This window comes from Ruegeria sp. AL7, from assembly GCF_056536105.1.
The window spans coordinates 568,873-594,649 of sequence record NZ_JBQFJF010000002.1; the positions used below are offsets into that span (position 1 = coordinate 568,873).

Annotated in this window: 23 protein-coding genes; 18 read left to right on the top strand and 5 right to left on the bottom strand. The window is 56.6% G+C overall.

Going from position 1 to position 25,777, the window contains the following annotated elements:
• Positions 1-149: 149 nt before the first annotated feature.
• The 3 genes from ACR3E2_RS19875 to ACR3E2_RS19885 form a co-directional block, all read right to left on the bottom strand.
• A complete protein-coding gene (locus ACR3E2_RS19875; RefSeq protein ID WP_480483624.1) occupies positions 150-1,589 on the bottom strand; it encodes a mannose-1-phosphate guanylyltransferase/mannose-6-phosphate isomerase in 1,440 nt (479 codons plus the stop codon).
• Between the two features lie 71 nt (positions 1,590-1,660).
• On the bottom strand, positions 1,661-2,554 hold the full coding sequence (locus tag ACR3E2_RS19880; protein ID WP_480483625.1) for a UTP--glucose-1-phosphate uridylyltransferase: 894 nt from the start codon (positions 2,552-2,554) through the stop codon (positions 1,661-1,663).
• A gap of 643 nt (positions 2,555-3,197) precedes the next feature.
• Positions 3,198-4,433 (bottom strand): lytic murein transglycosylase, encoded by a 1,236-nt coding sequence (locus tag ACR3E2_RS19885; RefSeq protein ID WP_480483626.1) that lies wholly within the window; start codon positions 4,431-4,433, stop codon positions 3,198-3,200.
• A 186-nt stretch (positions 4,434-4,619) separates the two neighbouring features.
• Here ACR3E2_RS19885 and ACR3E2_RS19890 point away from each other — a divergent pair, with 186 nt between their 5' ends.
• Genes ACR3E2_RS19890 through ACR3E2_RS19905 form a run of 4 tightly spaced genes read left to right on the top strand, consistent with a single transcriptional unit; the run spans position 4,620 to position 8,614 of the window.
• The gene (locus tag ACR3E2_RS19890; protein ID WP_480483627.1) at positions 4,620-5,579 is read left to right on the top strand and encodes a cytochrome ubiquinol oxidase subunit II; all 960 of its coding nucleotides are present in this window, start codon (positions 4,620-4,622) and stop codon (positions 5,577-5,579) included.
• Positions 5,576-7,666, top strand: a complete 2,091-nt coding sequence (locus ACR3E2_RS19895; protein WP_480483628.1) for a cbb3-type cytochrome c oxidase subunit I — start codon at positions 5,576-5,578, stop codon at positions 7,664-7,666. Before ACR3E2_RS19890 ends, ACR3E2_RS19895 begins: the two co-directional genes overlap by 4 nt.
• Positions 7,663-8,295: a cytochrome c oxidase subunit 3 gene (locus ACR3E2_RS19900; protein WP_480483629.1), complete on the top strand. Its 633-nt coding sequence runs from the start codon at positions 7,663-7,665 to the stop codon at positions 8,293-8,295. Before ACR3E2_RS19895 ends, ACR3E2_RS19900 begins: the two co-directional genes overlap by 4 nt.
• Complete coding sequence (locus ACR3E2_RS19905) at positions 8,288-8,614, top strand: cytochrome o ubiquinol oxidase subunit IV (protein ID WP_480483630.1); 327 nt, start codon at positions 8,288-8,290, stop codon at positions 8,612-8,614. The genes ACR3E2_RS19900 and ACR3E2_RS19905 overlap by 8 nt, the downstream gene beginning before the upstream one ends.
• 72 nt (positions 8,615-8,686) lie before the next feature.
• Here the strand turns inward: ACR3E2_RS19905 and ACR3E2_RS19910 are convergent, their stop codons facing one another.
• The gene (locus tag ACR3E2_RS19910; RefSeq protein ID WP_480483631.1) at positions 8,687-9,388 is read right to left on the bottom strand and encodes a GntR family transcriptional regulator; all 702 of its coding nucleotides are present in this window, start codon (positions 9,386-9,388) and stop codon (positions 8,687-8,689) included.
• A gap of 66 nt (positions 9,389-9,454) precedes the next feature.
• On the opposite strand from ACR3E2_RS19910, the gene ACR3E2_RS19915 reads away from it, so the two are divergent.
• Complete coding sequence (locus tag ACR3E2_RS19915) at positions 9,455-10,000, top strand: HutD/Ves family protein (RefSeq protein ID WP_480483632.1); 546 nt, start codon at positions 9,455-9,457, stop codon at positions 9,998-10,000.
• Here ACR3E2_RS19915 and ACR3E2_RS19920 read toward each other — a convergent pair.
• Positions 9,997-11,361, bottom strand: a complete 1,365-nt coding sequence (locus tag ACR3E2_RS19920; RefSeq protein ID WP_480483633.1) for a formimidoylglutamate deiminase — start codon at positions 11,359-11,361, stop codon at positions 9,997-9,999. The two genes, ACR3E2_RS19915 and ACR3E2_RS19920, sit on opposite strands and share 4 nt — an antisense overlap.
• A gap of 82 nt (positions 11,362-11,443) precedes the next feature.
• On the opposite strand from ACR3E2_RS19920, the gene hutI reads away from it, so the two are divergent.
• The 13 genes from hutI to ACR3E2_RS19985 all read left to right on the top strand — a co-directional run bounded on the left by hutI (position 11,444) and on the right by ACR3E2_RS19985 (position 25,763).
• Positions 11,444-12,652 (top strand): imidazolonepropionase, encoded by a 1,209-nt coding sequence (gene hutI, locus ACR3E2_RS19925; RefSeq protein ID WP_480483634.1) that lies wholly within the window; start codon positions 11,444-11,446, stop codon positions 12,650-12,652.
• A complete protein-coding gene (hutH, locus tag ACR3E2_RS19930; protein ID WP_480483635.1) occupies positions 12,649-14,187 on the top strand; it encodes a histidine ammonia-lyase in 1,539 nt (512 codons plus the stop codon). The genes hutI and hutH overlap by 4 nt, the downstream gene beginning before the upstream one ends.
• Positions 14,184-14,978 (top strand): N-formylglutamate deformylase, encoded by a 795-nt coding sequence (gene hutG / locus ACR3E2_RS19935; RefSeq protein ID WP_480483636.1) that lies wholly within the window; start codon positions 14,184-14,186, stop codon positions 14,976-14,978. The genes hutH and hutG overlap by 4 nt, the downstream gene beginning before the upstream one ends.
• Positions 14,975-16,657, top strand: coding sequence for a urocanate hydratase (hutU, locus tag ACR3E2_RS19940; protein ID WP_480483637.1), 1,683 nt, complete (start codon positions 14,975-14,977; stop codon positions 16,655-16,657). The genes hutG and hutU overlap by 4 nt, the downstream gene beginning before the upstream one ends.
• 142 nt (positions 16,658-16,799) lie before the next feature.
• Complete coding sequence (gene nadA, locus ACR3E2_RS19945) at positions 16,800-17,849, top strand: quinolinate synthase NadA (RefSeq protein ID WP_480483638.1); 1,050 nt, start codon at positions 16,800-16,802, stop codon at positions 17,847-17,849.
• Between the two features lie 6 nt (positions 17,850-17,855).
• Positions 17,856-19,424, top strand: a complete 1,569-nt coding sequence (locus tag ACR3E2_RS19950; RefSeq protein ID WP_480483639.1) for an L-aspartate oxidase — start codon at positions 17,856-17,858, stop codon at positions 19,422-19,424.
• Positions 19,421-20,269 carry a carboxylating nicotinate-nucleotide diphosphorylase gene (gene nadC, locus ACR3E2_RS19955; protein WP_480483640.1) on the top strand — a complete coding sequence of 283 codons (849 nt, stop codon included), beginning with the start codon at positions 19,421-19,423 and terminating at the stop codon, positions 20,267-20,269. The genes ACR3E2_RS19950 and nadC overlap by 4 nt, the downstream gene beginning before the upstream one ends.
• Before the next feature lie 114 nt (positions 20,270-20,383).
• Complete coding sequence (gene bioB, locus ACR3E2_RS19960) at positions 20,384-21,364, top strand: biotin synthase BioB (protein WP_209507670.1); 981 nt, start codon at positions 20,384-20,386, stop codon at positions 21,362-21,364.
• The gene (locus ACR3E2_RS19965; RefSeq protein ID WP_480483641.1) at positions 21,361-22,494 is read left to right on the top strand and encodes an 8-amino-7-oxononanoate synthase; all 1,134 of its coding nucleotides are present in this window, start codon (positions 21,361-21,363) and stop codon (positions 22,492-22,494) included. The genes bioB and ACR3E2_RS19965 overlap by 4 nt, the downstream gene beginning before the upstream one ends.
• Positions 22,491-23,111 carry a dethiobiotin synthase gene (bioD, locus tag ACR3E2_RS19970; protein ID WP_480483642.1) on the top strand — a complete coding sequence of 207 codons (621 nt, stop codon included), beginning with the start codon at positions 22,491-22,493 and terminating at the stop codon, positions 23,109-23,111. The genes ACR3E2_RS19965 and bioD overlap by 4 nt, the downstream gene beginning before the upstream one ends.
• Positions 23,108-24,394: an adenosylmethionine--8-amino-7-oxononanoate transaminase gene (bioA, locus tag ACR3E2_RS19975; RefSeq protein ID WP_480483643.1), complete on the top strand. Its 1,287-nt coding sequence runs from the start codon at positions 23,108-23,110 to the stop codon at positions 24,392-24,394. The genes bioD and bioA overlap by 4 nt, the downstream gene beginning before the upstream one ends.
• Positions 24,391-25,011, top strand: a complete 621-nt coding sequence (locus ACR3E2_RS19980; protein ID WP_480483644.1) for a pimeloyl-ACP methyl esterase BioG family protein — start codon at positions 24,391-24,393, stop codon at positions 25,009-25,011. Before bioA ends, ACR3E2_RS19980 begins: the two co-directional genes overlap by 4 nt.
• Complete coding sequence (locus ACR3E2_RS19985; RefSeq protein WP_480483645.1) at positions 25,008-25,763, top strand: methyltransferase domain-containing protein; 756 nt, start codon at positions 25,008-25,010, stop codon at positions 25,761-25,763. Before ACR3E2_RS19980 ends, ACR3E2_RS19985 begins: the two co-directional genes overlap by 4 nt.
• Positions 25,764-25,777: the final 14 nt, after the last annotated feature.

A 25,777-nucleotide genomic window follows, 5' to 3' on the forward strand; every position in this document is an offset into this window, starting at 1 on the left:
TCGGTCCGAAAGTCGGTCGCGCGCCACTCTGCCGTAAGGCGCGTCAATCCCGTCTGACCTGGCCGACCGCACAGGAAATAATCTGTTAACCTAAGTATCTCCGGGGACAAGCCGACCCGAGTATGGCCTATAGAGAACTATGTCGCCGCTTAGTCCCGGGCATAAATGTCTTCATATCGAATGATGTCATCTTCGCCTAAATAGGTGCCGGTCTGCACTTCGATCAAAACCATGGGCACTTTGCCAGGGTTCTCCATCCGGTGCACGGCACCCAGCGGGATATAGACGGACTGATTTTCGCTAACCAACCGTTCCTGATCATCGATTGTGACCTTGGCGGTGCCCTCAACCACAATCCAATGCTCGGACCGATGGTGATGGGACTGCAGGCTGAGTGAAGCGCCAGGATGTACATGGATTCGTTTGACCTGAAATCTGTCACCGATCACGAGGCTCTCAAACCAGCCCCAGGGGCGGTGATCGACCGGAAGCGTATCTGCCTGTTTGGCCCCCTTAGCCTTTAAGGCAGCGACAGCCTGCTTGACGTCCTGGGCTTTGTCCATGCTAGCAACCAGCACAGCATCCGGCATCGCAACTGCGATAATGTTCTCAAGCCCCATTGCCACCACTTCCTGAGCTGGCGATTCTGATCGTATCAGAACGTTGCAGCAGTCGATTGTGGTTACTTCCCCATTTGTCGCGGTGCCGTTTTCATCAGGGTTTGACAATTCTTGAACAGCCGTCCAACTTCCAACATCCGACCAACCTGCGGAATACGGAACCACGCTAAGGTTGGGGGCTTTTTCCATGACCGCATAGTCGATCGAGACGTCATCGACGTCAGCCCAAGCCGAAGGGTCCAATCTCAGGAACCCCAAATCTGCCTTTGCGCTGTCGACGGCCTTTTGGACAGGTGCAACAAGGGTGCTTGCGTATTTTTTATATGCTGCAACGATGTCACGTACCGCAAACAGGAAGATGCCGGAATTCCACAGGTAACTGCCATCTTTCACCATCGCCTGCGCGGCTTCCAAATCCGGCTTCTCCACGAACCGATCCAGGCGAACTGCACCCCCGGACGCGTCTGGGGCGTCGTTCAGCTTTAAGTAGCCATACCCGGTTTCGGGCCGAGTGGGCGTGATGCCAAATGTCACCAGATCGCTTCGTTCGGCAATTGCGCGCACGCCTGTGGCGACGGCCTGATGAAAAGCCGCCTTGTTTGGAAGCACATGATCTGAAGGCGCGACCAGCATGATGGCATCCGGATCACGTGAGGCAAGGTACAACGCAGCCGCCAGTACGGCAGGGGCCGTGTTTCGCCCTTCAGGCTCAATCAGAATCGGACCGGGGTCGATCCCAATAGCGGTCAGCTGTTCAGGTACAATAAACCGAAAGGCTTCGTTGGTGAGAACCATTGGTTTGGCATAGGGCGTATGCGAGGGTCCAAGCATCCGGTCGGCACAATCCTGTAACAGACTGGTTTTTCCGACAAGTGGAACGAATTGCTTGGGATAGCTTTTGCGCGACAGGGGCCACAAACGCGTTCCTGAACCACCACACAGGATGACTGGATAGACCGTTCTGTTCATACACGTGCCCCTGAATTGCTGATGGCCAACGATATTGTTCAATTCTTTTTGTGGAATGGGAGATCCCGTGGCTACTGGGCCGCTTTTCCAGTTGCAACGATGTCATTCAGATATTGGCTCAGATCATCGCGCAGGTCGTCACGGGCAAGGGCAAAGGAAACTGTCGCTTGCAGAAAACCGGATTTTGAACCGCAATCGAAACGCTGCCCGTCGAACTTGTAGCCAAAAACGGGCACGCCGGATGCGATATCCTCGGCGATCGCATCAGTCAGTTGGATTTCACCGCCGCTTCCGGTTTTCATTGCGTTCAGGTTGTTCAATACGGAAGGTCGAAGAATATAGCGCCCGATAACCGCCAGATTGGATGGCGCTTTTGAGGGTTCGGGTTTTTCAACCATACCCTTGGCCGGAATGACCGGGCCGATACTGTCGACGACATCCAGAACGCCGTACGAACTGGTCTTTTCTGGTGAAACTTCCATCGTTGCCACCATGTTGCCGCCCGTTTCCTCATAGGCTTCAACCATTTGTTGCAGACATGGTTTATCTGCAGCAATCACATCGTCAGGCAGCATTACAGCAAAGGGTTCATCGCCTATCAAACGGCGTGCACACCATACAGCATGCCCCAACCCCAGGGCTTTGTGTTGGCGGATATAGGCAATCGCGCCGCTTTCCATATTGGTCTTGTTTAGGATATCGAGAAGCTTGTTTTTGCCCTTGGCCATTAACTCCTGTTCGAGGACAAGGTTGTGGTCAAAGTAATCTTCAAGCGCGGATTTCCCGCGAGACGTCACAAAGATGAACTCTTTGATACCAGCGGCGCGCGCTTCATCGATTGCATATTGCACCAGCGGGCGATCCACCAACGTCATGATCTCTTTCGGAACAGATTTGGTTGCCGGCAAAAACCGGGTTCCCATTCCCGCCACTGGAAAAACTGCTTTGGTGACTTTGCGTGTCATGGTGCCTCTCAAAACAAAACTTGGCCGGAAAAGCAGAAAACATCCGGAATGTCCTCTTAGTCTTCAAAACCGCGTCAATCAATCATGCCCGGTGTGCCGGCCGTTATTGACCAAATCGTGCCACCTCGGTCCAGATGAGTCAAAAGCCGACTCCGGTGTTTCCTGTATACAAGGCCTGAACCACAGTTCCCAGAGACCCTTCCGCTATAACTCTGTGCCAAAAATCTGACGACGATTTGTCGTTCACGGAAAGTTGATATGTTTGGAGCGGCGTCGGTTGTCTTGAAAAACTCCCGGACGGAGTCCTGCATATTTTCTTTGGATGGGCATAGCGCCTTGTTATGACGAGTAGTTTAGGACTGCGCGGCCGAAAAGAATTTGGATGGCAGGGACTGTGCAACTGAAATTAACACGGCTCACTTAGTCGCAAGCTGCGTCAAGTAACGTGTCTTATGTACACAAGTATCCCGTCGGCAAACATCCGAGCTTCTTGGAAATACATGATCTGACGCATCTAGTCCGTTTTCGAATGGGCAACAATATGATCGGAACCGCAAAGATTGGTGATAACGGCGGTCTGTTGCGACCGGCGATAAGATGCTCAAGCAAGTCGCGTGGTACCGTTCAACGCATGCTTGGCGCCTTATCGGACCAGTTTCGTTGTCATCGAGGTTTCGGGAAAACAGGTGGGTGCAACACCCTTCGTTTCCTGCCATCTGCCTATGGATCGGCGGGTTTTGAAACCTGGCAAGCCGTCAACGCCTCCAACATCGTACCCCAAGCTTTCCAGCGCGCCCTGCATTTTTGCTATATCAGAACGGTACAAGCCGCCGACCTTGCGCCATTGCCCTTTAAAATCGCCGCTTCCAAACTGGATTCTGTCACCGACGTGGCCGACGAACAAAGCATACAGATCGCTTTTGTTGTATTCCTTCAAAACGTAAAAATTCGGAGTGACCAGAAAAGCAGGACCAAATCGTCCTGCCGGCATCATCAGGTAACCTGCCCCCTTCAACTCGTGGGCTGGAAAAGGTTTGCCCGAGACCCGGTTTATGCCCATCGCTTCCCATTGCTGGATTGACTGCCCTTGATCAGGTCCTTCCAATGCACATGAAACGGTTGCTGGCACAGACACTTCGAAACCCCAGTCACGCCCGGCGATCCAGCCGTGCTGTTTCAGGTAGTTGCCAATCGATGTGATTGTATCATCGGATGACCCCCAGATATCGACCTGTCCGTCGCCGTTGCCATCTGCGGCGTAAGCCAAATAGCTTGATGGCATGAATTGGGGTTGTCCTAACGCGCCCGCCCAACTGCTTTTCAATTGCCGGGCTGGCAGAGGTCCTGCTTCCGCGATTTGCAGAGCCGCGATAAGCTCGGCCGTGAAGTAGTCCGCGCGCGTGCTCATGAATGCCTTGGTCGACAAAACCCTGAACGCATCATGGCGGATCGGCACCTGCCCATAGCCGCTCTCTCTGCCCCAGATTGCCAGAATGATACGAGCAGGAACGCCCGTTTGACGTTCGACTTTGGCAAGAATCGCAGAGTGTTGCCTCGCCATCCTGCGCCCGATAGACGTTGCGCCCTGAATTGACCCCGGATTGAAATACCGGCTGGGCGATCCAAACTCGGCTTGTTTTTGCGCCTTGGGCGTTTTGCGTTTATGTCCGGGGGGAACCAGATCAGGCAGGTCCCAGTTCAGAGTAACACCAGAAAACGCCTGTTGCAGTGTGTTGCGCGAAACACCTTTGGCCTGCGCCTGCGGCCAGATCGTCTCCAACAACCACGACTGAAACTGGCGTTCAATTGCTGCACGATCCTGTGCCAGTGCGGTCTGGGACAGAATGATCAATCCTAGAGTGAACAGCAAAATACGCATTGACGATTTATCTGTCCCGACTGGCCTTGCAAGTCAACGGGAAGATGCCGCGCGACCCGTCGCCGTTTACACCCAAAGTTGAAAGAAAATTGAGGATGGCAATCCCCGGTTCGGAAAAACTCTTGAGAAAATTCACCCGCTTGCCGATAGTTGGATGGGATTGAGATGAGGAGAGGACAGTCAGCTGTGGCACAAGTCATTTCGTCCAATCCATCCTTGCTCAGGCTTGTAGTTGTGCTCCTGTTGATCGTTTCGGCGCAACCAGCTTTGGCCAGCGACAGCTTTATGGACCCGGAAGGCCCAATAGCGGCAGTTCAGAAAACGCATTTGCTTCGGGCGACCGTATTGATCCTGCTGGCCGTTATCCCGGTATTGGTGCTGGTCCCGATAATAGCGTTTCGGTATCGCCGCCGGAGCAACCGCATTGCGCCCTACGCGCCGGATTGGGATTTCTCGGCAAAGCTGGAATTTGTAATGTGGGGTGTGCCTGTCATAATCGTGGCCTTGCTGTCTTTTTACCTTTGGAAGGCGACGCATCGGCTTGACCCGTATTCGGCACCGTTTGGTGAAGATCCGGCGCTGCGGGTTCAGGTTGTCGGTCTGGATTGGAAGTGGCTGTTTCTGTACCCCGATCTTGGGGTCGCCACTGTAGGAGAGTTCGGAATTCCGACAAAGCGGCAAGTTGCATTGACGCTGACAACCGATACCGTGATGCAGTCGTTTATGATACCCGCGCTGGCCGGACAGATTTATGCGATGCCGGGCATGACCACCCAGTTACATCTTGTCGCGGATGCGCCGGAAGTGATGCAGGGTGAAAACACTCAGTACAACGGACGGGGCTTTACCAAGCAGAAGTTCCGCACCATCGCAATGAGTGATGAGGATTTCGACGCTTGGGTCGAAAAAGTGCGTAACAACAGCATCCAACTAGATGTGGCAACGTATCGGAAACTGGCCATGCGGACCGACAGGGATGAAGTTCAGGCCGCTTTGGGAACATCTCGGATGCCGGATGATGCGCTCTACTTCACAATAAAAGACGATCTGTTCCGGAATATCCTGAGCCGCTACCACAGCGGTCAGCCGCTGCCCATCGATCTACAGCCTGGAACTGCATCATTTGGGCAGGAGGCGCAAAAATGACGCCGACCGAGACAGGTTTCTTCGGGCGTCTGAGTTGGGACGCTTTTCCGATTGCCGGGTTGATCCAGAACCCAAATACTAATGAGATTGTGGCCAATACAGCCGCAGCTGTTGTGATTATTGGCGTTGTTGTTGTCGTAGGATTGCTGAGCTGGTTTCGTCTGTGGACACCCCTGTGGCGCGATTGGCTGACCAGCGTCGATCACAAAAAGATCGGTATCATGTATATCGTCTTTGCCATCGTGATGCTGGCGCGCGGTGTGCTTGAAGGCGTTGTCATGCGCGCGCAGCAGGCTTCCGGGCCCGGCGACGGTTTCCTCGAAGCCGAACATTTTGCCGAGCTTTTCAGCACTCACGGCACAATCATGGTCTTCTTTGTTGCCGTTCCCTTTGTCTTTGGTGTTGCGAATTACATTGTCCCGCTGATGATCGGCGCGCGCGATGTGGCGTTCCCGCGACTAAACCAGATTGGTCTGGGCCTTACGGTTTCGTCAGGCATGATGCTGATGGTGTCGCTGGTGATTGGAGAGTTTTCGACCGGCGGCTGGACAGCCTATCCACCGTATACCGGCGCAGCGTTCAATCCCGGTGTTGGACCGGATTACTGGATCTGGGCCATCGTTGTTTCGGGCATTGGCACCTCGCTGACGGGTATCAATTTTGCCGTTACGATCTACAAGTTGCGCGCGCCGGGCATGACGTTCATGCGGCTGCCGATGTATTGCTGGACAATCATTTGCAGTTCGATCCTGATCGTCTTTGCTATGCCGCCTTTGGGTGTCGCCGCGCTGATGCTTGCCGCTGATCGCTATCTTGATTTCCACTTTTTCACAAACGACCTCGGTGGCAACATGATGAACTATGCCAATCTGTTTTGGTTGTTCGGCCACCCCGAGGTTTACCTGCTGGTTTTGCCTGCTTATGGCATCTATTCCGAGGTGTTTGCGACCTTCTCGGCCAAACGGCTTTATGGCTACAACTCGCTTGTTATTGCGACCATGTCGATCGCAGTGTTGTCGTTCACGGTCTGGCTGCACCACTTTTTTACCATGGGTCAAAGCGCGCTGATCAACGCGGTGTTTGGTATTGCGACCATGCTGATTGCCATCCCAACCGGCGTGAAAGTCTATGACTGGATGGCGACGCTGTGGCGGGGGCGCATTCGGTTTTCGGTGCCGATGCTCTATGGGCTGTCATTTTTGATGCTGTTTGCCATCGGTGGGCTGAGCGGTGTGATCCTGGCAAACCCAACCGTAGATTACCAGGTTCACAATACGCTGTTTTTGGTAGCTCATTTCCACAACGCGTTATTGCCTGGCGTGTTGTTCGGATTGTTGGCGGCATACAATTACTGGTTCCCCAAGGCCTTTGGATTCCGACTGAACGAATTCTGGGGCCGGGTTTCTGTCTTTTGCTGGACCGGGGGGTTTTTGCTGACATTCATGCCGCTCTATTTCGTCGGGCTATTGGGCATGCCACGCCGCTCTTTCAGCTATAGCGATCCGTCTTTCCACCCTTTCATGATTGTGGCCATCATCGGAGCAATAGTTATTACCTGTGGATTGTTCTCGGTACTGATCCAGCTATGGGTCAGCATTCGTGACCGCGACCAAACCCGCGTTCCTGTTGGGGATCCCTGGGATGGTCGCACATTGGAATGGACTATCCCTTCACCGCCTCCCGCGTACAACTTTGCGATCATCCCCAAGGTTACGGATCGGGATGAATTCACGGCACAGAAGGCAAAAGGAACGGCCTATCCAACACCAGACGCTTATGAAGATATCGAACTGCCCCGAAACACGGGAATTGGCTTTGTCCTGTGTGTTCTCAGCGGCATATGGATATTTGCGCTGGTCTGGTGGATCTGGTGGCTTGCCGCGATAATGACGGTTTTGATGATCCTTGCGGTGATCATCTGGACATTTGATGACAGTACAGAACTCACCATCCCCGCGGAAGAGGTGCGAAGGGATCACGAAGCCTGGCTGGCGTTGGTCCACAGCGAAGCCGCAGTTGATCGTGACTCTGAAACTTCTTCGGAAAACCGCGGCCTTGCCCGCCCGGATCTGGAGGTGGCGACATGAAGCGCGCGCCGACACACAGCTATCCCGGTATCAATCTAGGGGAACATCACGCCAGCGCCCACAAGGCGGCCGAGGTTGTCACCTTTGGGTTCTGGGTCTTCTTGATGAGCGATCTGGTCTATTTCGGCCTGATGTTTGCGATTTACATAACGATGATCGATGCGCAGGCAGGTGGCCCCGGCCCGCACGAGCTGTTTGATCTGAAAAGTGTCTTTGCGCAAACCCTGATACTGCTGACCAGCAGCCTGACAGTCGGTCTTGCGATGCTGGCGCTGAAGTACAATCTGCCGCGCGGTCGCATTGTCTTATGGTTTGGCGTCACGCTTGTTCTGGGCCTTAGTTTTCTGGTGCTGGAAGTGCGTGACTTCATGGCCATGGCGGAAGAAGGTGGCATTCCGCAGCGCAGCGGTTTTCTGTCAGCCTTTTTTGGGTTGGTCCCGCTTCATGGTCTGCACGTTGCGACTGGATGCCTTTGGCTGATCGTTTTGGGTATCCAGCTGCGCGTCAAGGGCATGACGGATGTGGTTATCTCGCGCGTTGTGCGGCTGGCGTTGTTCTGGCATTTTCTCGATCTGATCTGGATTGGGATCATTACCATCGTGTTTTTCGGAGGTCTGACCTATGGATAAGCGCTCTGAAATGCATCGTCGCGAGCGTCGGCGCTATGTGATCGGGTACGGTGGCTCGCTGTTGCTGACCTTGGCAATGTTTGGCGTGGCACAGGTTTATGGGATTGAAACGGTTGGTGTTTACCTGACCATCGGGTTGCTTGGATTGGCACAGCTTGTGCTGCAGCTTGTCTACTTCCTGCATATCGACCGTCGGCGCAGCAGCCGTGAAGATCTGCACCTAGTTCTGTTTTCGACACTGGTTCTGATGATAATGATCCTTGGCACCGTCTGGGTTCTTGGCAATTTGGCCACCCGAATGCACATGCACTTGATGTAGTGCCTATTTGAGACAAGCGGAGTAGCGGGTCGAGATTTGGCTTTCGGCAGGACCACCAATAGCGGAAAAGCCTCAGTACGTAGTCCGCATTTGATAACCCTGATGAAAGGTCATTCGTACGAAAGTGACTGGGGTATTGCGAAACCACGTTGTCCGCTCCAACTGGAACAAAGGTGTTCCGGGCGGAACAGAAAGAAAGTCCTGAAGCGGACCGGTTGCCGGAACAGCTGAGAATGCAATTTCCGCGTTCGAAAAAGGAACCTCGGCCAGCAACCATTCGTTTGGACCGGTGGTCAGAAAGTCTTCATCCATGACGTGCGGTACCGCGGCTGTATTGATCCATCGTTCCTCGTACTGGAAGGGGCGATTGTCTGCATGGTGCATACAGCGCAAATGCAGAATTTGCGTACCCTCGGGCAGCCCGAGTTTGGCTTGTAGCCATGCCGGGCAATCAATAAGTGTACGGCTGACCAACGCATACCGGTATTCTGCATTCATATCTTCAATGGTTTGACGGACTACCGCAATCGGCAATCTGGCCTGTTTGACCGGTGTTGTAACCACACGTGTGCCGCCTTTGCGTTTGCGTGTTACAATGCCCTGATCAGAAAGTTCACGCAGAGCTCGATTGACAGTCGCGCGGGCGCAGCCGAACTCGGCGGCAAGCTCCAGTTCGGTGGGCAGCAGGCTGCCTTGCGGCCAAATTCTGGTCTGGATGCGATTTAGAACTTCATCGCGGATATCCTGGAAGCCGACGTTTTTTTGCTCGTTCACATTGTGCTCACTATATTTTCGAACTTATTCATATTATGTCTAGGTTAACGGTGAGATGCAAAGAATTTGACCCAGAACCTTATCAGATTGCAGGATTGCGCGGTTACGCCATGGGCCAATGGTGGCGGGGTAACAACCGAACTTGCCGCGAAGCGGGTCGGTAAACATGTCGTCTGGCGTATCAGTGTGGCCCGGATCGATCAGGATGGGCCATTTTCCCGATTTCCGGGGATGTCGCGCGTACACACGATCATCGAAGGGACCGGGCTTGATTTGCTCGGTGATAGTGGTGTTTTACCAGCGCGGCCATTCCTGCCGGTTTCGTTCGACGGGGCGCTCGCGCTGAATGCGCGGCTGTTGGGCGGGCCGTGTCGTGCATTCAATGTGATCTACGATTCAAAGGTCGTTGTTGTGGTGAACGTTTTTGCAAATGATCAGGAATTTGAAGCGACAGCGGGCGAGTTTGTCTTTGTCGCCTCGGGAATGGCCCACATGTCAGACAACACGCCGCTGGTTGCCGGAGACGCAATGACGCTGAACGCCGCTGTTACGGTCAGTCCGGCTGCAGGCGCTAAGATCCTTCGCGTGTGTTTCAATAAGATCCCTAGCTAAAGCTCAGCCAGAAGCTCACTTATTGCCCCTTTGTAGTTACGCGTGACCTTGTCCCGCAGGACGTGATGTCCGTTTTGAACCTGGTGTCTGCCTGCGGACCAAAGATCAGTTACGACATTATCTTTGGCGGCAAAGACTAGACCATCCAGCAGTTGGTGAGGTTGTAGTGCGCAAAGGGCAGGGGCCTGACTGTCGATGGCGACGAGATCGGCCAGCATTCCTTCGGTAATTTGCCCCGCGTTGCGGCCTAGCGCCTGCGCACCGCCAATAGCTGCGCCGCGATAAAGGGTTTGTCCTGCCGAGCCTTCGCCAACCACCAGCACGTTACGTGACAGGTCGCGCAGTCGTTGCGAGTATTCGAGTGTGCGGAGCTCTTCGGTCATGGAAATCAACACGTTGGAGTCCGATCCCACGCCAAAAGCGCCGCCTGCATTCAGATAGACAGGGCCGTTGAAAGGCCCGTCGCCCAGGTTGGCTTCTGTCACCGGGCACAGACCGGCAACCGCTTTGCTGCGGGCCATTGCGCAAGTCTCTTCGTCGGTCATATGGGTTGCGTGGATCAGGCACCAGTTGGACTCAACCGGGGCATTATCCAGCAGCCATTCGACCGGACGCGCGCCAAGGCCAGCCTGCACTTCCTCAACCTCTCTGGGTTGTTCGGCAATGTGAATATGGATTGGACCGGAACTTTGTGATGCCACCACCTGCGCCAGATCGCGCGGACAGGTGGCGCGTAGGGAATGTGGCGCGATGCCGACGCGACAGTCGTCAGGAAGATTGCCGAGCGCACCCCGCGCCTGCGCGACAAGTTCGCAAAAACGGTCCACATCATTGCCAAAGCGTCGCTGCCCCGCCTCCAGTGGTTTTTCCCCAACTCCTGCATAGCTGTAGAGCACGGGCAGATGGGTCAGGCCAATTCCGGTCTCAGCAGCAGCGGCCATGATCCGGTCGCTGAGTTCGCAAAGCCTGTCATAGGATTGCCCGTTCGGTTGGTGGTGCAGATAATGGAATTCCCCGACCGAGGCGTACCCGGCCTCCTGCATCTCGACATAGACTTGCGCAGCGATGGCCTGAATGTGTTCGGGGTTCAGGCGGGCTGTGAAGCGATACATCAGATCACGCCAAGTCCAGAAACTGTCACGGCCAGCCTGCCGATATTCGGTCATTCCCGCCATGGCACGCTGAAAGGCATGGCTGTGAAGGTTGGCCAAAGCGGGCAGTAGAGTGTCAACGCAGGTGTCGCCGAGTTGCGCGACCGCGTCGGGTGTCAGACGGGCAATACGACCATTTTTGATCTCGAGTCGTAGATTCTCTGCCCAGCCGGCTGCCAGATAGGCCCGTTTTGCGAAAATGACCGTCATCCCTACCTCCGGTTTTATGAATAGACATATGACATAAAGACCTGTACCAGAAAAGAGAGAATTGCACCGAAGAGGGATTCGAATGCAAACCCACGATCATCTGTTCACAGATCTGCACGCCGCGACCATGGTTGGTGCGGATGCATACGGATTGATCGAAGACGCGGCGATTGTCGTGCGTGGGGACCGGATCGCGTGGGTCGGTCCGAAGACGCAGTTGCCGGAAGAATACGCGACATTCTCTCAAACTTCGCTGGACGGGCGGCTGGTGACGCCGGCTCTGATCGATTGCCATACCCATGTAGTGCATGGCGGCCACCGCGCGGCTGAGTTTGAGATGCGCCTTAACGGTGCCAGCTATGAAGAGGTGGCCCGCGCGGGTGGTGGGATTATTTCGACCGTGAAAGCCACGCGTGCGGCCAGTAAAGAGGATTTGATTGCGCAGGCCCTGCCGCGCGTGGACGCGATGATCGCCGAAGGGGTCTCGGTGATCGAGGTCAAATCGGGCTATGGGCTTGATCGTGAAACTGAGCTGACCATGCTGCGCGCCGCGCGGGCCCTGCAGGAAAGCCGCCCGGTGCGCATTATAACTAGCTTTCTGGGCGCTCATGCTGTGCCCGCCGAGTATAAAGACCGGCCCGAGGCGTACATTGCAGAGATTTGCATTCCGACCCTCCGCGCGGCTCATGCCGAGGGTTTGGTTGATGCAGTGGACGCATTTTGCGAAGGGATTGCCTTCCTGCCCGACCAACTGGTGCCACTGTTTGACGTTGCCAAGGAACTAGGACTGCCGGTCAAATTGCATGCCGAACAACTGTCCAACCTGGGTGGTGCGAAACTTGCTGCAAGCTTTGGTGCGCTGTCTGCCGACCATATCGAGTATCTGGACGAAAGCGGTGTCAAAGCCATGGAAGTGGCAGGCACGGTGGCCGTGATACTGCCCGGGGCTTTCTACACCCTGCGCGAGACGCAACAACCGCCAATTGATTTGCTACGCAAGTACGACGTGCCAATGGCCCTTGCGACCGACTGCAATCCGGGCTCGGCTCCGATGACATCACTTTTGCTTGCGATGAACATGGGATGCACCTTGTTTCGAATGACCCCCGAGGAAGCGTTGAAAGGTGTCACTGTGAATGCCGCGCGTGCACTGGGCCTGAGAGACTGCGGCAGGATCGTTCAGGGCCTGCGGGCGGATCTGGCTGTCTGGAATGTCACTCACCCGGCCGAGCTTGCCTACCGCATCGGTTTTAATCCCCTTCACGCCCGCATATTCGGAGGCGCATTTTGACCACTCTGACGTTAACTCCCGGCGCTGTCTCTCTGGCGCAGCTGGAACAGGTATTCCGCCAGGAATGCGCCGTTCGGCTGGACCCGGATTGCAGGCCTGCGATAGCCGCGGCACACGCTCGCATCATTGAGGCGGCGACTGGCGAAGCCGCCGTTTACGGGGTCAATACGGGCTTTGGAAAACTGGCAAGCGTCAAGATCGCGGCCGAGGATACCGCGACGCTGCAACGCAACCTGATCCTGTCCCATTGCTGTGGCGTCGGACCAGCGATCCCGCGTGCTGTTGCGCGGCTCATGATGGCACTCAAACTGCTCAGCCTCGGACGTGGCGCGTCGGGTGTGCGGCTGGAACTGATTGACCTGCTGGAAGCGATGCTTGGCGCAGGGGTGACACCGGTAATCCCGGCACAGGGGTCTGTTGGTGCTTCGGGCGATCTGGCACCGCTGTCGCACATGGCAGCCGTCATGATGGGCGAGGGTGAGGCCGAGTTTGGCGGCACCCTCATGTCTGGCGGCGACGCGCTGGCAGCGGCAGGTTTGACCCCGGTCGAACTTGGCCCCAAGGAAGGTCTGGCGCTGATCAACGGCACTCAGTTTTCTACGGCGTTTGCGCTGGCGGGGCTTTTCGGCGCTTGGCGGGCGGCGCAAAGCGCTTTGGTCACTTCAGCCCTGACAACTGATGCGATTATGGGGTCTACCGCGCCTTTGCAGCCCGAAATTCACGCCTTGCGTGGTCACCGGGGCCAGATCGAAGCGGGCGCAACCATGCGCGCGCTACTGGCTGGGTCGGTCATTCGCGAAAGCCATCGGGACGGTGATACGCGGGTTCAGGACCCGTACTGCATCCGCTGCCAGCCGCAGGTTGTTGGTGCCGCGATGGATGTGCTGCGTCAGGCTTCGGTGACACTGGAAACCGAAGCCAACGCCGCCACCGATAACCCTCTGGTTCTGGCCGAGGCCGGGTTGATCGTATCAGGCGGAAACTTTCATGCAGAACCGGTCGGGTTTGCCGCCGACATGATTGCTCTGGCAGTGGCCGAGATCGGGGCGATTGCGCAGCGACGCATCGCGCTGATCGTCGATCCGGTGCTCAGCTTTGATTTGCCTCCGTTTTTGACACCCAACCCCGGTTTGAACTCTGGCCTGATGATTGCCGAAGTCACGACAGCCGCACTGATGAGCGAAAACAAGCATCTGGCCAATCCTTGCGTCACGGATTCAACACCGACTTCGGCCAATCAGGAAGATCACGTGTCAATGGCCGCCCATGGCGCACGGCGGCTGGGGCAAATGGTGACCAATCTGGAACGTATCCTGGGGGTCGAGTTGCTGTGCGCAACGCAAGGGGTTGAATATCGCGCGCCGCTGCCAACCAGTGAAAGCCTTCAAGGTGTCATGGCGCGTCTGCGTTCTGTTGTACCGGCGTTGGAAGATGACAGGTACATGGCAAATGACATCGAAGCAGCCTCGGCCCTTATTGCAAGCGGTGAGATTTCCGATGGCGCTGGTGTCGCCATGCCGGAGCTTGGCGCATGACTGATCCAGTCGAAGTAGTTCAGGGCGATAGTCCAATTGTTTTGGGGCTGCCTCACACGGGCACCTATGTGCCTGCGGCGATTGATGCCAAACTGAATGCACAGGGTCGGGCGCTGGCAGATACGGATTGGCACATCCACATGCTTTACGACGGGCTTTTGCCCGGTGCTACCACGGTCCGGGCCACCTTTCATCGCTATGTGATCGACGCCAACCGTGACCCGAGCGGTACTTCCCTTTACCCTGGCCAGAACACGACGACCCTGGTGCCGCTGACGGATTTCGACGGGCAGGACATCTGGGACATCCCTCCAACTGAAAAAGATATCATTGAACGGCGTGACGCATTTCATGCGCCATATCACGCCGCTTTGCTGGCCGAACTGGAGAGGGTGAAGGCGATCCATGGCATCGCTGTGCTGTATGATTGCCACTCAATCCGCAGCCGCATTCCTTTTCTGTTCGACGGCGTATTGCCCGACATGAACATTGGCACAAATAACGGGATGACCTGTGCATTGGAAATCGAAACAATTGCACATGAGTTCGCCGCTTCATCCCCTTACAGCACCGTTTTGAACGGGCGCTTCAAAGGTGGGTGGACGACACGCCACTACGGACATCCGGATAACAGTATTCACGCGATCCAGATGGAGCTGGCGCAGTCGACCTACCTGACCTCAGAAATGCCGCCCTGGACTTTTGACACCGCCAAAGCCAACCGTCTCCGCCGTTGGTTGAAAGACATTCTAGACGCCCTCAATGACACAGCATTGGAGCTTGCCCGATGACCGATCCTCGCAAAAACACCCGTGACATCTTTCCGCCCACCGGAGCTGAACTGAACGCCAAAAGCTGGATGACCGAGGCGCCATTGCGGATGATGATGAACAACCTGCATCCGGACGTGGCCGAAAACCCGCATGAGCTGGTGGTCTATGGCGGGATTGGCCGCGCGGCGCGGACGTGGAAGGATTTTGACACCATCGTTGCCAGCCTGAAGGATCTGGAAGAGGATGAAACGCTGATCGTCCAGTCCGGCAAGCCGGTTGCCATTGTTCGCACCCATAGCGATGCCCCCCGCGTATTGATCGCAAACTCGAACCTTGTGCCGCACTGGGCCAATTGGAACCACTTCAACGAGCTCGATAAGAAAGGTCTGATGATGTACGGCCAGATGACCGCTGGCTCGTGGATCTATATCGGTACACAGGGCATCGTGCAGGGCACTTATGAAACTTTTGCCGAGGCCGGGCGTCAGCACTACGACGGCGACCTGACAGGTAAGTGGATCCTGACCGGGGGACTGGGTGGAATGGGCGGCGCGCAGCCTCTGGCCGCTGTCTTTGCAGGGGCTTGTTGTCTGGCCGTGGAATGCAACCCGGACAGCATCGACTTTCGCTTGCGTACAAAATACCTGGACGAAAAAGCCGAGACGCTGGACGAAGCGCTGGCAATGATTGTTCGCTGGACCAAGGCGGGCGAAGCGAAATCCGTTGGTTTGTTGGGAAACGCTGCTGAAATCTTCCCGGAAATTTACGCTCGGATGCAAGCTGGCGGGATGCGCCCGGATATTGTCACGGATCAGACCAGTGCCCACGATCCGGTAAACGGCTACCTGCCGCTTGGTTGGACCATGGCGCAATGGAAAGACAAGCGCGAAAGTGACCCGAAGGCGGTCGAAAAGGCTGCACGTGCTTCGATGAAGCAACACGTCGCTGCAATGGTGGACTTCTGGAACGCGGGCGTGCCGACGTTGGATTACGGCAACAACATCCGACAGGTGGCTCAGGATGAGGGGTTGGAGAACGCTTTTGCCTTCCCCGGCTTCGTACCCGCCTATATTCGCCCGCTGTTTTGTCGGGGTATCGGACCCTTCCGCTGGTGCGCGTTGTCCGGTGACCCTGAAGATATCTACAAGACAGACGCCAAGATGAAGGAACTGTTCCCCGACAATACCCATCTGCACAACTGGTTGGACATGGCGCAGGAGCGTATTGCGTTTCAGGGCCTGCCGGCGCGGATCTGTTGGATTGGGCTAGGAGATCGCCACAAGGCCGGGCTGGCGTTCAACGAGATGGTTAGAAACGGCGAATTGAAAGCTCCGGTCGTCATCGGCCGAGACCATCTTGACAGTGGTTCTGTCGCCTCACCTAACCGCGAGACCGAGGCGATGAAGGACGGTTCGGACGCTGTTTCGGACTGGCCGCTGCTGAACGCGCTTGTCAATACGGCATCGGGTGCAACGTGGGTTTCGCTGCATCACGGCGGCGGAGTTGGCATGGGGTTCAGTCAGCATGCAGGCGTCGTCATCTGCGCAGACGGAACCGATGCCGCCGCCAAGCGATTGGAGAGGGTGCTCTGGAATGACCCCGCGTCGGGGGTTTGGCGTCACGCGGACGCCGGGTACGAGGACGCGAAAGCCTGCGCTCGTGAACATGGGCTGCGATTGCCGGGCATTTTGGGCTGATTACCACGCCAACCTTTGTTTTGTCGGTTTGCCTTAGCGCTAACGTCACATTTTCCGGTTTCGAACCGGTGCTGTTTCGGCTAGGGCTAAGCCGTTCAACAACCCCGTGGGGTTGAAGGCAACTGACAAAGGTGGCTACCCGTTGCTCGATATTGCACATGTCCGCTCGGTGATTTCGGACGTTTATGACCTTGCCCCATCGGCCACTCTGGCCAATGAGATGAAAGAAACGTTTGCCCGCATGGATCGCGTGGTCAGCCCACCAGATTGGGCAATCTACGCGCCTTACGTGCGAGCCATCAATACGCTCAAGAAAGAGCGTAATGCCGTGATCCTTGGGCACAATTACATGACGCCCGAGATTTTTCACGGTGTGTCCGATTTCGTTGGGGACAGTTTGCAGCTTGCGATCAAGGCCAGTGAAGTCGAAGAAGATGTGATCGTTCAGGCCGGTGTTCATTTCATGGCCGAGACATCGAAAATCCTCAGCCCTCAGAAGACTGTGCTGATGCCCGACATGGAAGCCGGTTGTTCATTGGCAGAATCGATCACCGCTGAGGGAATCGATGAAATGCGCGCCAAATACCCCGGCGCGCCGGTTGTGTCCTATGTAAACACCACTGCCGAGGTCAAAGCAGCTTCGGATATCTGCTGCACCTCTTCGAACGCGCTTCAGATCGTCAACGCCATGGAAAGTGATACGGTCATCATGACGCCGGATCAGTACCTGGCGCAAAATGTTGCCAATCAAAGCCACAAGAACGTGGTGTATTGGCCCGGCTCTTGCATTGTGCACGAACAATATACGGCACAGGACCTGCGCGACTTCCGCGAATGGAACCCGGGAACACGGCTGATCGCGCATCCTGAATGCCCGCCGGATGTGGTGGCCGAGGCAGACTATTCCGGCTCGACCAGCGGCATCATCAAATACGTGCATGATGAAAAGCCGAAAAAGGCGATGCTGATCACCGAGTGTTCGATGGCATCCAACATTGCCGATGAATTGCCCGAGGTCGAATTTGTAGGGCCATGCAACATGTGCCCGTATATGAAGAAAATCACGCTTGAAAAGATCCTCTTCGCCCTGCACACGATGGAAGGGCAGGTCGAGGTCGCCGAAGATGTGGCTGAAAAGGCGCGAAAATCCGTTCAGGCGATGATTGATCTGTCCCGCAAGCTCGGCATTTGATCTGAAATGACCAAAGTCACCACGGATCGCGTCATTATTGTGGGGGCTGGCATCGGCGCGCTTTATGCAGCATTGAAGCTCGCGCCGCGGCCAGTGGTTGTAATCTCACCCGATGTTTTGGGCGAAGGTGCAAGTTCCTCATGGGCGCAAGGCGGTGTGGCCGCGGCAATGGATTTGTCGGATAGCCCGGAAAGCCACAGCCTGGACACCGTCAAGGCTGGCGCGGGAATAGTCGTTCCGGCCGTTGCCGATCTGGTCACGCGCGAGGCTCGGCAATATATCCTTGACCTGACGACATTGGGCACACCATTTGATCGCACCAAGGATGGCAGTTATGTGTTGTCACGCGAAGCGGCGCATAGCTTCGCACGTGTCGTACGGGTGAAAGGGGATCAGGCAGGTAGTGAAATCATGGCTGCCCTGATCGAACGGGTGCATGAAACACCCTCGGTTCAGGTGTTGGAAGGTGTCCTTGCCACGGCGCTGGACGTATCAAACGGTCGGGTGACAGGTGTCACGGTTCAGGACGCATCAGAAACAGGGTCCGAGCCCGTTACGATCTGCGGGCCTGCCGTATTGCTTGCCGGGGGTGGCTCTGGCGGGTTGTATGCCTTGACGACCAATCCGGCACGCATTCGCGGGCAGGTCATCGGGATGGCCGCACGTGCTGGTGCGCTTATTGCTGACGCCGAATTCGTTCAGTTTCATCCGACGGCAATGGATGTTGGTGAAGATCCGGCTCCGCTGGCAACCGAGGCGTTGCGCGGCGAAGGGGCAACGCTGATCAACAATAAGGGTGACCGGTTCATGTTATCCGTTCACCCGGACGCAGAACTCGCCCCGCGAGACGTCGTTGCGCGTGCAATTTTTGCCGAAGTGCAGGCGGGTAACCGACCCATGCTGGACACCCGTACCGCATTAGGCTCGAAGATAACGGACCTGTTCCCGGCAGTTGCCGAATACTGCGCGCGCAATGGTATCGACCCGGTCAACGAACCGATTCCGGTCGCACCGGCAGCGCATTATCACATGGGTGGTATTGCCACCGACACTGACGGTCGCGCGACACTTGACGGGCTTTGGGTCTGCGGCGAGGCATCTTCGACCGGCCTTCACGGCGCCAACCGGCTGGCCTCGAACGGGCTGCTTGAGGCGCTTGTCTTTGCGCGCATCTGCGCCGAAAGCATCGGGGCATCCGTTCCGGTGGTGTCAAATGCCGACCCCGTTACATTGCAGTTTGTCCATGTGGTGACTCCGGACACGACAAGGGCTATCCAAGAGTTGCGCGAAACCATGACGCGCGACGTTGGTGTTGTCCGGGACCGGACGGGCCTAATCCGTGCTCTGCAAACTATTGCGCATTTGGAGGCGCAGCACGATGCCTGCCCGTCATTTTGCAACATGTGTGCCACCGCGACCCTGATCGCTGCTGCTGCTTTGCACCGTGAAGAAAGCCGCGGTGCACACAAGCGATCCGATTTTCCAAAAGCCAATGATGGGCCCGGAGAGCGGTCCCGGATGTATTTGTCCGAAGCAATGAGCATTCGGGCCAAAGCCTGCGAGGAAGTGTCATGACATATGCGATCCTGCCAGATCTGATCCTGGAACCCATGGTCCGCGCTGCGCTGATGGAGGATCTGGGAAGCTACGGTGATGTGACAACTCGCGCGGTTATTCCGCAGGAAACAACCTATACAGCCAGACTGAACGCGCGCGAAAACGCCGTCGTGTCGGGGATGCAGGTCGCCGCAATCGCGTTCCGGCTTGTGGACCCGTCGCTTGAGGTTGACGTGCGGATCAACGATGGTTCGCGTTGCGCACGCGGTGATACACTGATGACCATCAAGGGCTCTGCCGCATCGATCCTGTCCGGCGAACGTGTCGCTCTGAACTTTGCCGGGCGCCTGACGGGTATTGCCACAAAGACAGCCGCATTTGTGGAGCAGACCAACGGCACTACGGCCCGCATGACCTGCACGCGCAAAACCACGCCAGGCCTGCGCATCGTGGAAAAACAGGCCGTGCTGCACGGTGGCGGTTTCAACCACCGCTATTCCTTATCAGATGCGATCCTGATCAAGGACAACCACATTGCTGCGGCAGGCGGTATTCGTCAGGTTCTTGAAGCCGCCAAGGCGCAGGCCAGTCACATGATGGCGGTCGAGATTGAAGTTGATCGACTGGACCAGCTTGCCGAAGTGCTGGACGTTGGCGGTGCTTCAGTGGTTTTGCTGGACAACATGGACAATGACATGCTGCGAGAAGCGGTTGCCATGGTGGGCGGGCGGTTGAAGACCGAAGCCAGCGGCAATGTGACGTTGGAACGGGTCGCATCAATTGCGGCGACAGGGGTGGATTACATCTCGTCCGGTGCCTTGACGCATTCCGCCCGCACCGTCGATCTGGGGCTCGATTTCTGAAGGCGCGGCATTTCCGCTTGATTTATGATCGTTTGCGCCAACACAGTTGCGTATTCAAGTTTTATCGATAATAAATCCACAGCAACGCAAGCTGCAGAAAGTTTTATAGATAAAATGATCATCCCACACTCCGGCTGGACCCGTAAAACTGCGCAAGCTATTCACGATCTTCCGTTGATGGATCTTTTGTTTCGTGCGCAGACCGTGCATCGCGAAAACTTTGATCCGAACCAGATCCAGACCTCGAAGCTATTGTCGATCAAGACTGGTGGCTGCGCTGAGGATTGCGCCTATTGCTCGCAATCAGCCCGCAATGGATCAACCTTGCCCGCGTCGAAGCTGATCGAGGTTCAGCGCGTTCTGACCGAGGCCAAAAAAGCCCGCGATGGCGGCGCGACCCGGTTTTGCATGGGGGCGGCGTGGCGCGAGCCAAAGGCGCGCGATATGGATGCGCTGGTCGCGATGGTCGAGGGCGTCAAGGAACTGGGTATGGAAACCTGCATGACGCTGGGTATGCTCGACGACACCCAGGTGGTGCAGCTGCGCGATGCCGGTTTGGACTATTACAATCACAACATCGACACCTCGGAACGTTATTACTCCGAAGTCATCACCACCCGTACTTTTGCGGATCGGATCGATACGATGAACCGGGTGCAGGAAGCCGGGATCAAGGTTTGCTCGGGCGGCATTCTCGGGATGGGTGAACATACTGGCGACCGTATCGACATGTTGCTGACATTGGCCAACATGACGCCTCCACCTGACTCGGTGCCGATCAATATGTTGATGCCGCAGGCCGATACCCCGCTTGCCGACGCCGAGCCGATCGATCCGATCGACTTTGTGCGGATCATTGCAACGGCCCGCATTCTGATGCCCAAGTCCTATGTGCGGCTTTCGGCCGGACGCAGCGACATGAGTGACGAGATGCAGGCGATGTGCTTTTTCGCCGGTGCCAACTCGATCTTTGTTGGCGAAACGCTACTGACAGCAGAAAACCCCGAAGAAGACACCGACGCGGTCCTGTTTGCCAAACTTGGCCTGCAAGCTGAAAAAGCCGAAACGCGAAACTGCACGGAAGCTGCCGAATGAAAGCAGTCAACCGACTGGAATCGATGCTTGATGCGCTTCAAGCCCGGCACCGCCGCCGGGCCTTGATCCCGACGCAAGGGCTGGATTTCGCGTCGAATGACTATCTGGGTCTTGCCGGTTCTCAAGTGTTACAGCGCGCGGCACATGATGCGCTGTCGCGGGGTGTGCCTGTAGGTTCGGGAGGTTCACGTCTGTTGCGGGGCAACCACCCTGAACATGAAGCACTGGAAAAGGAAGCGGCCGCATTCTTTGGAGCTGAGGCCGCGCTGTTCATGGGAGGCGGGTTCCAGGCCAATCAGGCAATCTTCTCCACGTTGCCTGCGGCTGAGGATTTGGTCCTTTATGACGCGCTGGTCCACGCGAGCGCCCATGAAGGTATGCGGTCCAGCCGCGCGGATCTGCGTGCCTTCCGTCACAATGATGTTGCGGATGCACGCAACGTATTGCGCGACTGGCAATCTACAGGCGGTTCGGGTCAGGTCTGGATTGCGGTCGAAAGCGTGTATTCCATGGAAGGTGACCTGCCGCCGCTGGAAGACCTGTCCGTACTTGCGCGCGAAGCTGATGCAGTTTTGGTTGTTGATGAGGCCCACGCCACCGGCGTTTTCGGAGAGCGAGGCCGGGGTCTTGCGCATGACCTGAACGCTGATCTGCTAACATTGCATACCTGTGGTAAAGGGCTTGGTGTTTCAGGCGGGCTGATCTGCGGTCCGCGCGTGATGATAGATACCCTGATCAACCGTGCTCGTCCCTTCATCTTTGCGACCGCTCCGTCGCCTTTGAACGCTGCTCTGGTTCGTGCTGCGCTACGGGAACTGGCCGAGGATGTCAGTCTGGTTGAAGGCGCGCATGAACGTATGCGCCATGCCCATGACACCGCACGGGAACTGGGGTTGCCCGCAGCCGCGTTGAACAGCCAGATCATCCCGGTTGTACTGGGAGATGACGAGCGCACAATGGCGATGGCGGCCACTTTGCAGCAGCGGGGTTTTGACGTTCGGGGCATCCGCCCGCCCACTGTCCCAAAAGGCACATCCCGTTTGCGCGTCTCGATTACCGGAAATGTCACCCTTCAGGATATCACGGCCTTGTTCACCACTATCTCAATCTGTCAGTCGGAGGCCGCATGAGCGCGCTGATCGTTACCGGAACCGACACAGGTGTTGGAAAAACCGTGTTTTCGGCTGGTCTGGCGGCAGCGTTGCAGGCCCGGTACTGGAAACCTGTTCAGTCTGGTCTTGAGGATGTTACAGACACTGAAACCGTCAGCGCGCTGAGCGGTGCCGAGGTCCTGCCCGAAGCGTACCGGCTGAACATGCCCGCCTCACCGCATCTGTCTGCCGAAGACATGGGCGTTGAGATTGACCTCTCGCGTCTTGAAATTCCGAAAGTGGACGGGCCTCTGGTTGTCGAAGGGGCAGGGGGCCTCATGGTGCCGCTGAACCGCCAGTCCTTCTTTCTGGACGTGATTGCCGGATGGCAGGCTCCGGTTGTTCTTGTTGCGCGCACCGCCTTGGGAACGATCAACCACACCACATTGTCCCTAATGGCGCTTCGGGCTGCTGGCTGCGAGGTTGTCGGCGTCGTATTCGTGGGTGACCCCGTGCCGGACGTAGAGCAAACCATCGTCGAGATGTGTAAAGTGCATCATCTGGGACGCCTGCCATTTCTGAGCGACCTGACACCGCAGCGCCTGAACAGCTCATTTTCGGCAATCGATGTGGCGACCATTCGGAGGTTCCTGTGACCCCGTTGGAATTTGATGCGCGCCATCTGTGGCACCCTTATACACATGTGCTTGAACCCGGCCCGATGCACCTGATTACCGGGGCAGAAGGTGTCTGGCTGACGCGTGCAGATGGCATCAGAATGATCGACGCAATGTCGTCCTGGTGGTGTATGGTGCATGGGCACAGGCACCCGGCCATCATCGATGCGATGCAAAAGCAGCTGAATACACTGCCGCATGTGATGTTTGGTGGTCTGACCCACGAACCCGCCGTGGAACTCGGGCGCAGGTTGGTCGACCTTCTGCCAGATGGCCTGGATCGCATTTTCTACAGCGACAGCGGCTCGGTCGCGATTGAAGTCGCGTTGAAGATGGCAGTCCAGTACCAGATTGCCAAAGGCCGGGGCGAACGGTCTGAATTTGCCACGATCCGGGGTGGCTATCATGGCGACACATGGAAAGCGATGAGCGTTTGTGATCCCGTCAACGGGATGCATGGTCTGTTTCGCGGTGCGTTGTCGATCCAGCACTTTCTGCCACGCCCTCACATCCAGTTCGGTGATGAGTGGCTCGACGACCCTTCCGAGAACGGGTTGGAGCCGCTGGAGGCGTTGCTGAACTACAAAGGCAACAGGATCGCCGCGCTGATCCTTGAGCCGGTGGTGCAGGGCGCGGGTGGGATGTATTTCTATCACCCTGCATGGTTGCGCGGGGCGCGCGCCTTGTGTGAAGCGCATGACGTTTTGCTGATCTTTGATGAGATCGCGACCGGTTTCGGACGCAGCGGCGAAATGTTTGCAATGGACCACGTCGGAGTGGTTCCGGATATCCTATGTCTTGGCAAGGCATTGACAGGTGGGCATATCACCTTGGCCGCCACCATCGCGACCGAGGCCGTCGCTCGCGGGATCGGGGAAAGTGAGGCAGGTGTTTTGATGCACGGTCCCACCTACATGGCCAACCCTTTGGCTTGTTCGGCAGGGGTGGCGAGCCTTGACCAGTTGCAACAGCGAAACTGGAAGCAGGAAGTTGCATCACTCTCGCAGCAGATGAAGGCTGAACTCGCCCCCGCGCGCAATCTATCCGGTGTAGCGGATGTGCGCGTGCTTGGCGCAATCGGCGTCATCGAGATGGATGAGCGGGTCGACCCCTCCATCGCACATGGATTGGCTGCGGAAACCGGTGTTTGGCTGCGCCCGTTCGCTCGCAATATTTATTGCATGCCCCCCTATGTCATTTCACCTGACGAACTGAGCAGGGTAACGTCTGCGATGCTTGCTCTGGCTGGGGGACACAAATGAAAAGCCGTTGGCTGGCGCAATCAGGTGACAGTACTCTGACCCTTTTGTTCGGTGGATGGGCATTGGGCGATGCTCCGTTCCGGGGTCTTGCGGGGGGCGGGAATATCCTGTTGGTGGAAGGTTACACCAGCCTCGATGATCCCCTGCCTGATCTCGCCCGTTTCGATCACATAGATATGCTGGCCTTTTCCTTCGGTGTCGCGTCGGCCGCGCATTGGCTGGCGTGCTCGGGCTTTCGTCCCGACCGTTTGATCGCCATCAGCGGCACTTTGCACCCGGCGTGCCCGGAACGTGGCATTGCGCCCGACATGATCAAGGCAACGGCGGCTCAACTTTCCGAGCGCAGCTTTGCCAAGTTCTGCCGCCGTGCGGGTTTGCCAGGCGAGCCCCCGGAACTGGCCATCGCAGCGGCGCAACAGGAGCTATTTGCCGTGATCCAACGTGGGTCTGCCCCTGATCCGGGTTTTGACAGGGTGTGGATACCCACAAACGACCGGATCATTCCGACATCGGCCCAAGAAACGGCATGGGCCTCAACCTCGGCCCGAGTCGAGCATGTTGCGGGGCCGCACGTACCATTCCTACGGGGGCAAAGTTGGGCGAGTTGGGTATCATGACAGCGCAACTGGCAGACAGGGTGCAGCGGAGCTTTAGCCGAAGCTTTCAAACCTACCACGACACGGCAAGTCAACAAGCCTGGGTTGCAGGCAAGCTGGTGTCCGAACTGCGTCGTGCCGGAGCCCCGGACCGCTTTGAAACTGTCTTCGAGCTGGGATGTGGCACAGGGCATCTGACCCGTCTGATGCGACAAAAATTTCACCTGCCAAACCTCATATTGAACGACATCGCGCCGCAGGCTCAGGCAACGGCTGATGCGGAACAGGCCAAGTTCATTGCCGGTGATGCACGTGAAGTTCACTGGCCTTCCCGGATTGATCTGATCGCCTCGGCTTCGATGATCCAATGGATGGAAAGCCCGTTGCAATTGCTTCACAAAGCGATGGACGCGCTGGAGCCCGGCGGGTGGTTGGCGGTTTCGGGTTTTGGCCCTCAGCAATATCAAGAGCTTAGTCAGATTGGATCAACTGCCCGTGCACCGGGACTTACTACTCCGGCTGCTCTTGCCGCGGCTGTCGACGGCCCGATGCAGATATTGGCCGTTGGTGAAAGCCTGAGGCAAACCTATTTCGATACGCCCCGCGAGGTACTTAGGTATTTGCGAAGAACAGGTGTAAACGGCAGGGCGCAAGGGACATGGACCAAGTCCACGCTGGCTCGGTTCGAAAACGAATACGCTAAGGAGTTCGGCACGGATCGCGGAGTCTCACTGACATATCATCCCGTGTGGATCATTGCCCGGAAGCGATAGGTGCTTATTCTGCC

Excerpts from the sequence above, each read along its gene's own strand:
- ACR3E2_RS19875 (WP_480483624.1), bottom strand. The coding sequence starts at position 1,589 with ATGAACAGAACGGTCTATCCAGTCATCCTGTGTGGTGGTTCAGGAACG.
- ACR3E2_RS19880 (WP_480483625.1), bottom strand. The coding sequence starts at position 2,554 with ATGACACGCAAAGTCACCAAAGCAGTTTTTCCAGTGGCGGGAATGGGA.
- ACR3E2_RS19885 (WP_480483626.1), bottom strand. The coding sequence starts at position 4,433 with ATGCGTATTTTGCTGTTCACTCTAGGATTGATCATTCTGTCCCAGACC.
- ACR3E2_RS19895 (WP_480483628.1), top strand. The coding sequence starts at position 5,576 with ATGACGCCGACCGAGACAGGTTTCTTCGGGCGTCTGAGTTGGGACGCT.
- ACR3E2_RS19900 (WP_480483629.1), top strand. The coding sequence starts at position 7,663 with ATGAAGCGCGCGCCGACACACAGCTATCCCGGTATCAATCTAGGGGAA.
- ACR3E2_RS19905 (WP_480483630.1), top strand. The coding sequence starts at position 8,288 with ATGGATAAGCGCTCTGAAATGCATCGTCGCGAGCGTCGGCGCTATGTG.
- ACR3E2_RS19920 (WP_480483633.1), bottom strand. The coding sequence starts at position 11,361 with ATGACGGTCATTTTCGCAAAACGGGCCTATCTGGCAGCCGGCTGGGCA.
- hutI (WP_480483634.1), top strand. The coding sequence starts at position 11,444 with ATGCAAACCCACGATCATCTGTTCACAGATCTGCACGCCGCGACCATG.
- hutG (WP_480483636.1), top strand. The coding sequence starts at position 14,184 with ATGACTGATCCAGTCGAAGTAGTTCAGGGCGATAGTCCAATTGTTTTG.
- hutU (WP_480483637.1), top strand. The coding sequence starts at position 14,975 with ATGACCGATCCTCGCAAAAACACCCGTGACATCTTTCCGCCCACCGGA.
- ACR3E2_RS19950 (WP_480483639.1), top strand. The coding sequence starts at position 17,856 with ATGACCAAAGTCACCACGGATCGCGTCATTATTGTGGGGGCTGGCATC.
- nadC (WP_480483640.1), top strand. The coding sequence starts at position 19,421 with ATGACATATGCGATCCTGCCAGATCTGATCCTGGAACCCATGGTCCGC.
- bioB (WP_209507670.1), top strand. The coding sequence starts at position 20,384 with ATGATCATCCCACACTCCGGCTGGACCCGTAAAACTGCGCAAGCTATT.
- ACR3E2_RS19965 (WP_480483641.1), top strand. The coding sequence starts at position 21,361 with ATGAAAGCAGTCAACCGACTGGAATCGATGCTTGATGCGCTTCAAGCC.
- bioD (WP_480483642.1), top strand. The coding sequence starts at position 22,491 with ATGAGCGCGCTGATCGTTACCGGAACCGACACAGGTGTTGGAAAAACC.
- ACR3E2_RS19980 (WP_480483644.1), top strand. The coding sequence starts at position 24,391 with ATGAAAAGCCGTTGGCTGGCGCAATCAGGTGACAGTACTCTGACCCTT.
- ACR3E2_RS19985 (WP_480483645.1), top strand. The coding sequence starts at position 25,008 with ATGACAGCGCAACTGGCAGACAGGGTGCAGCGGAGCTTTAGCCGAAGC.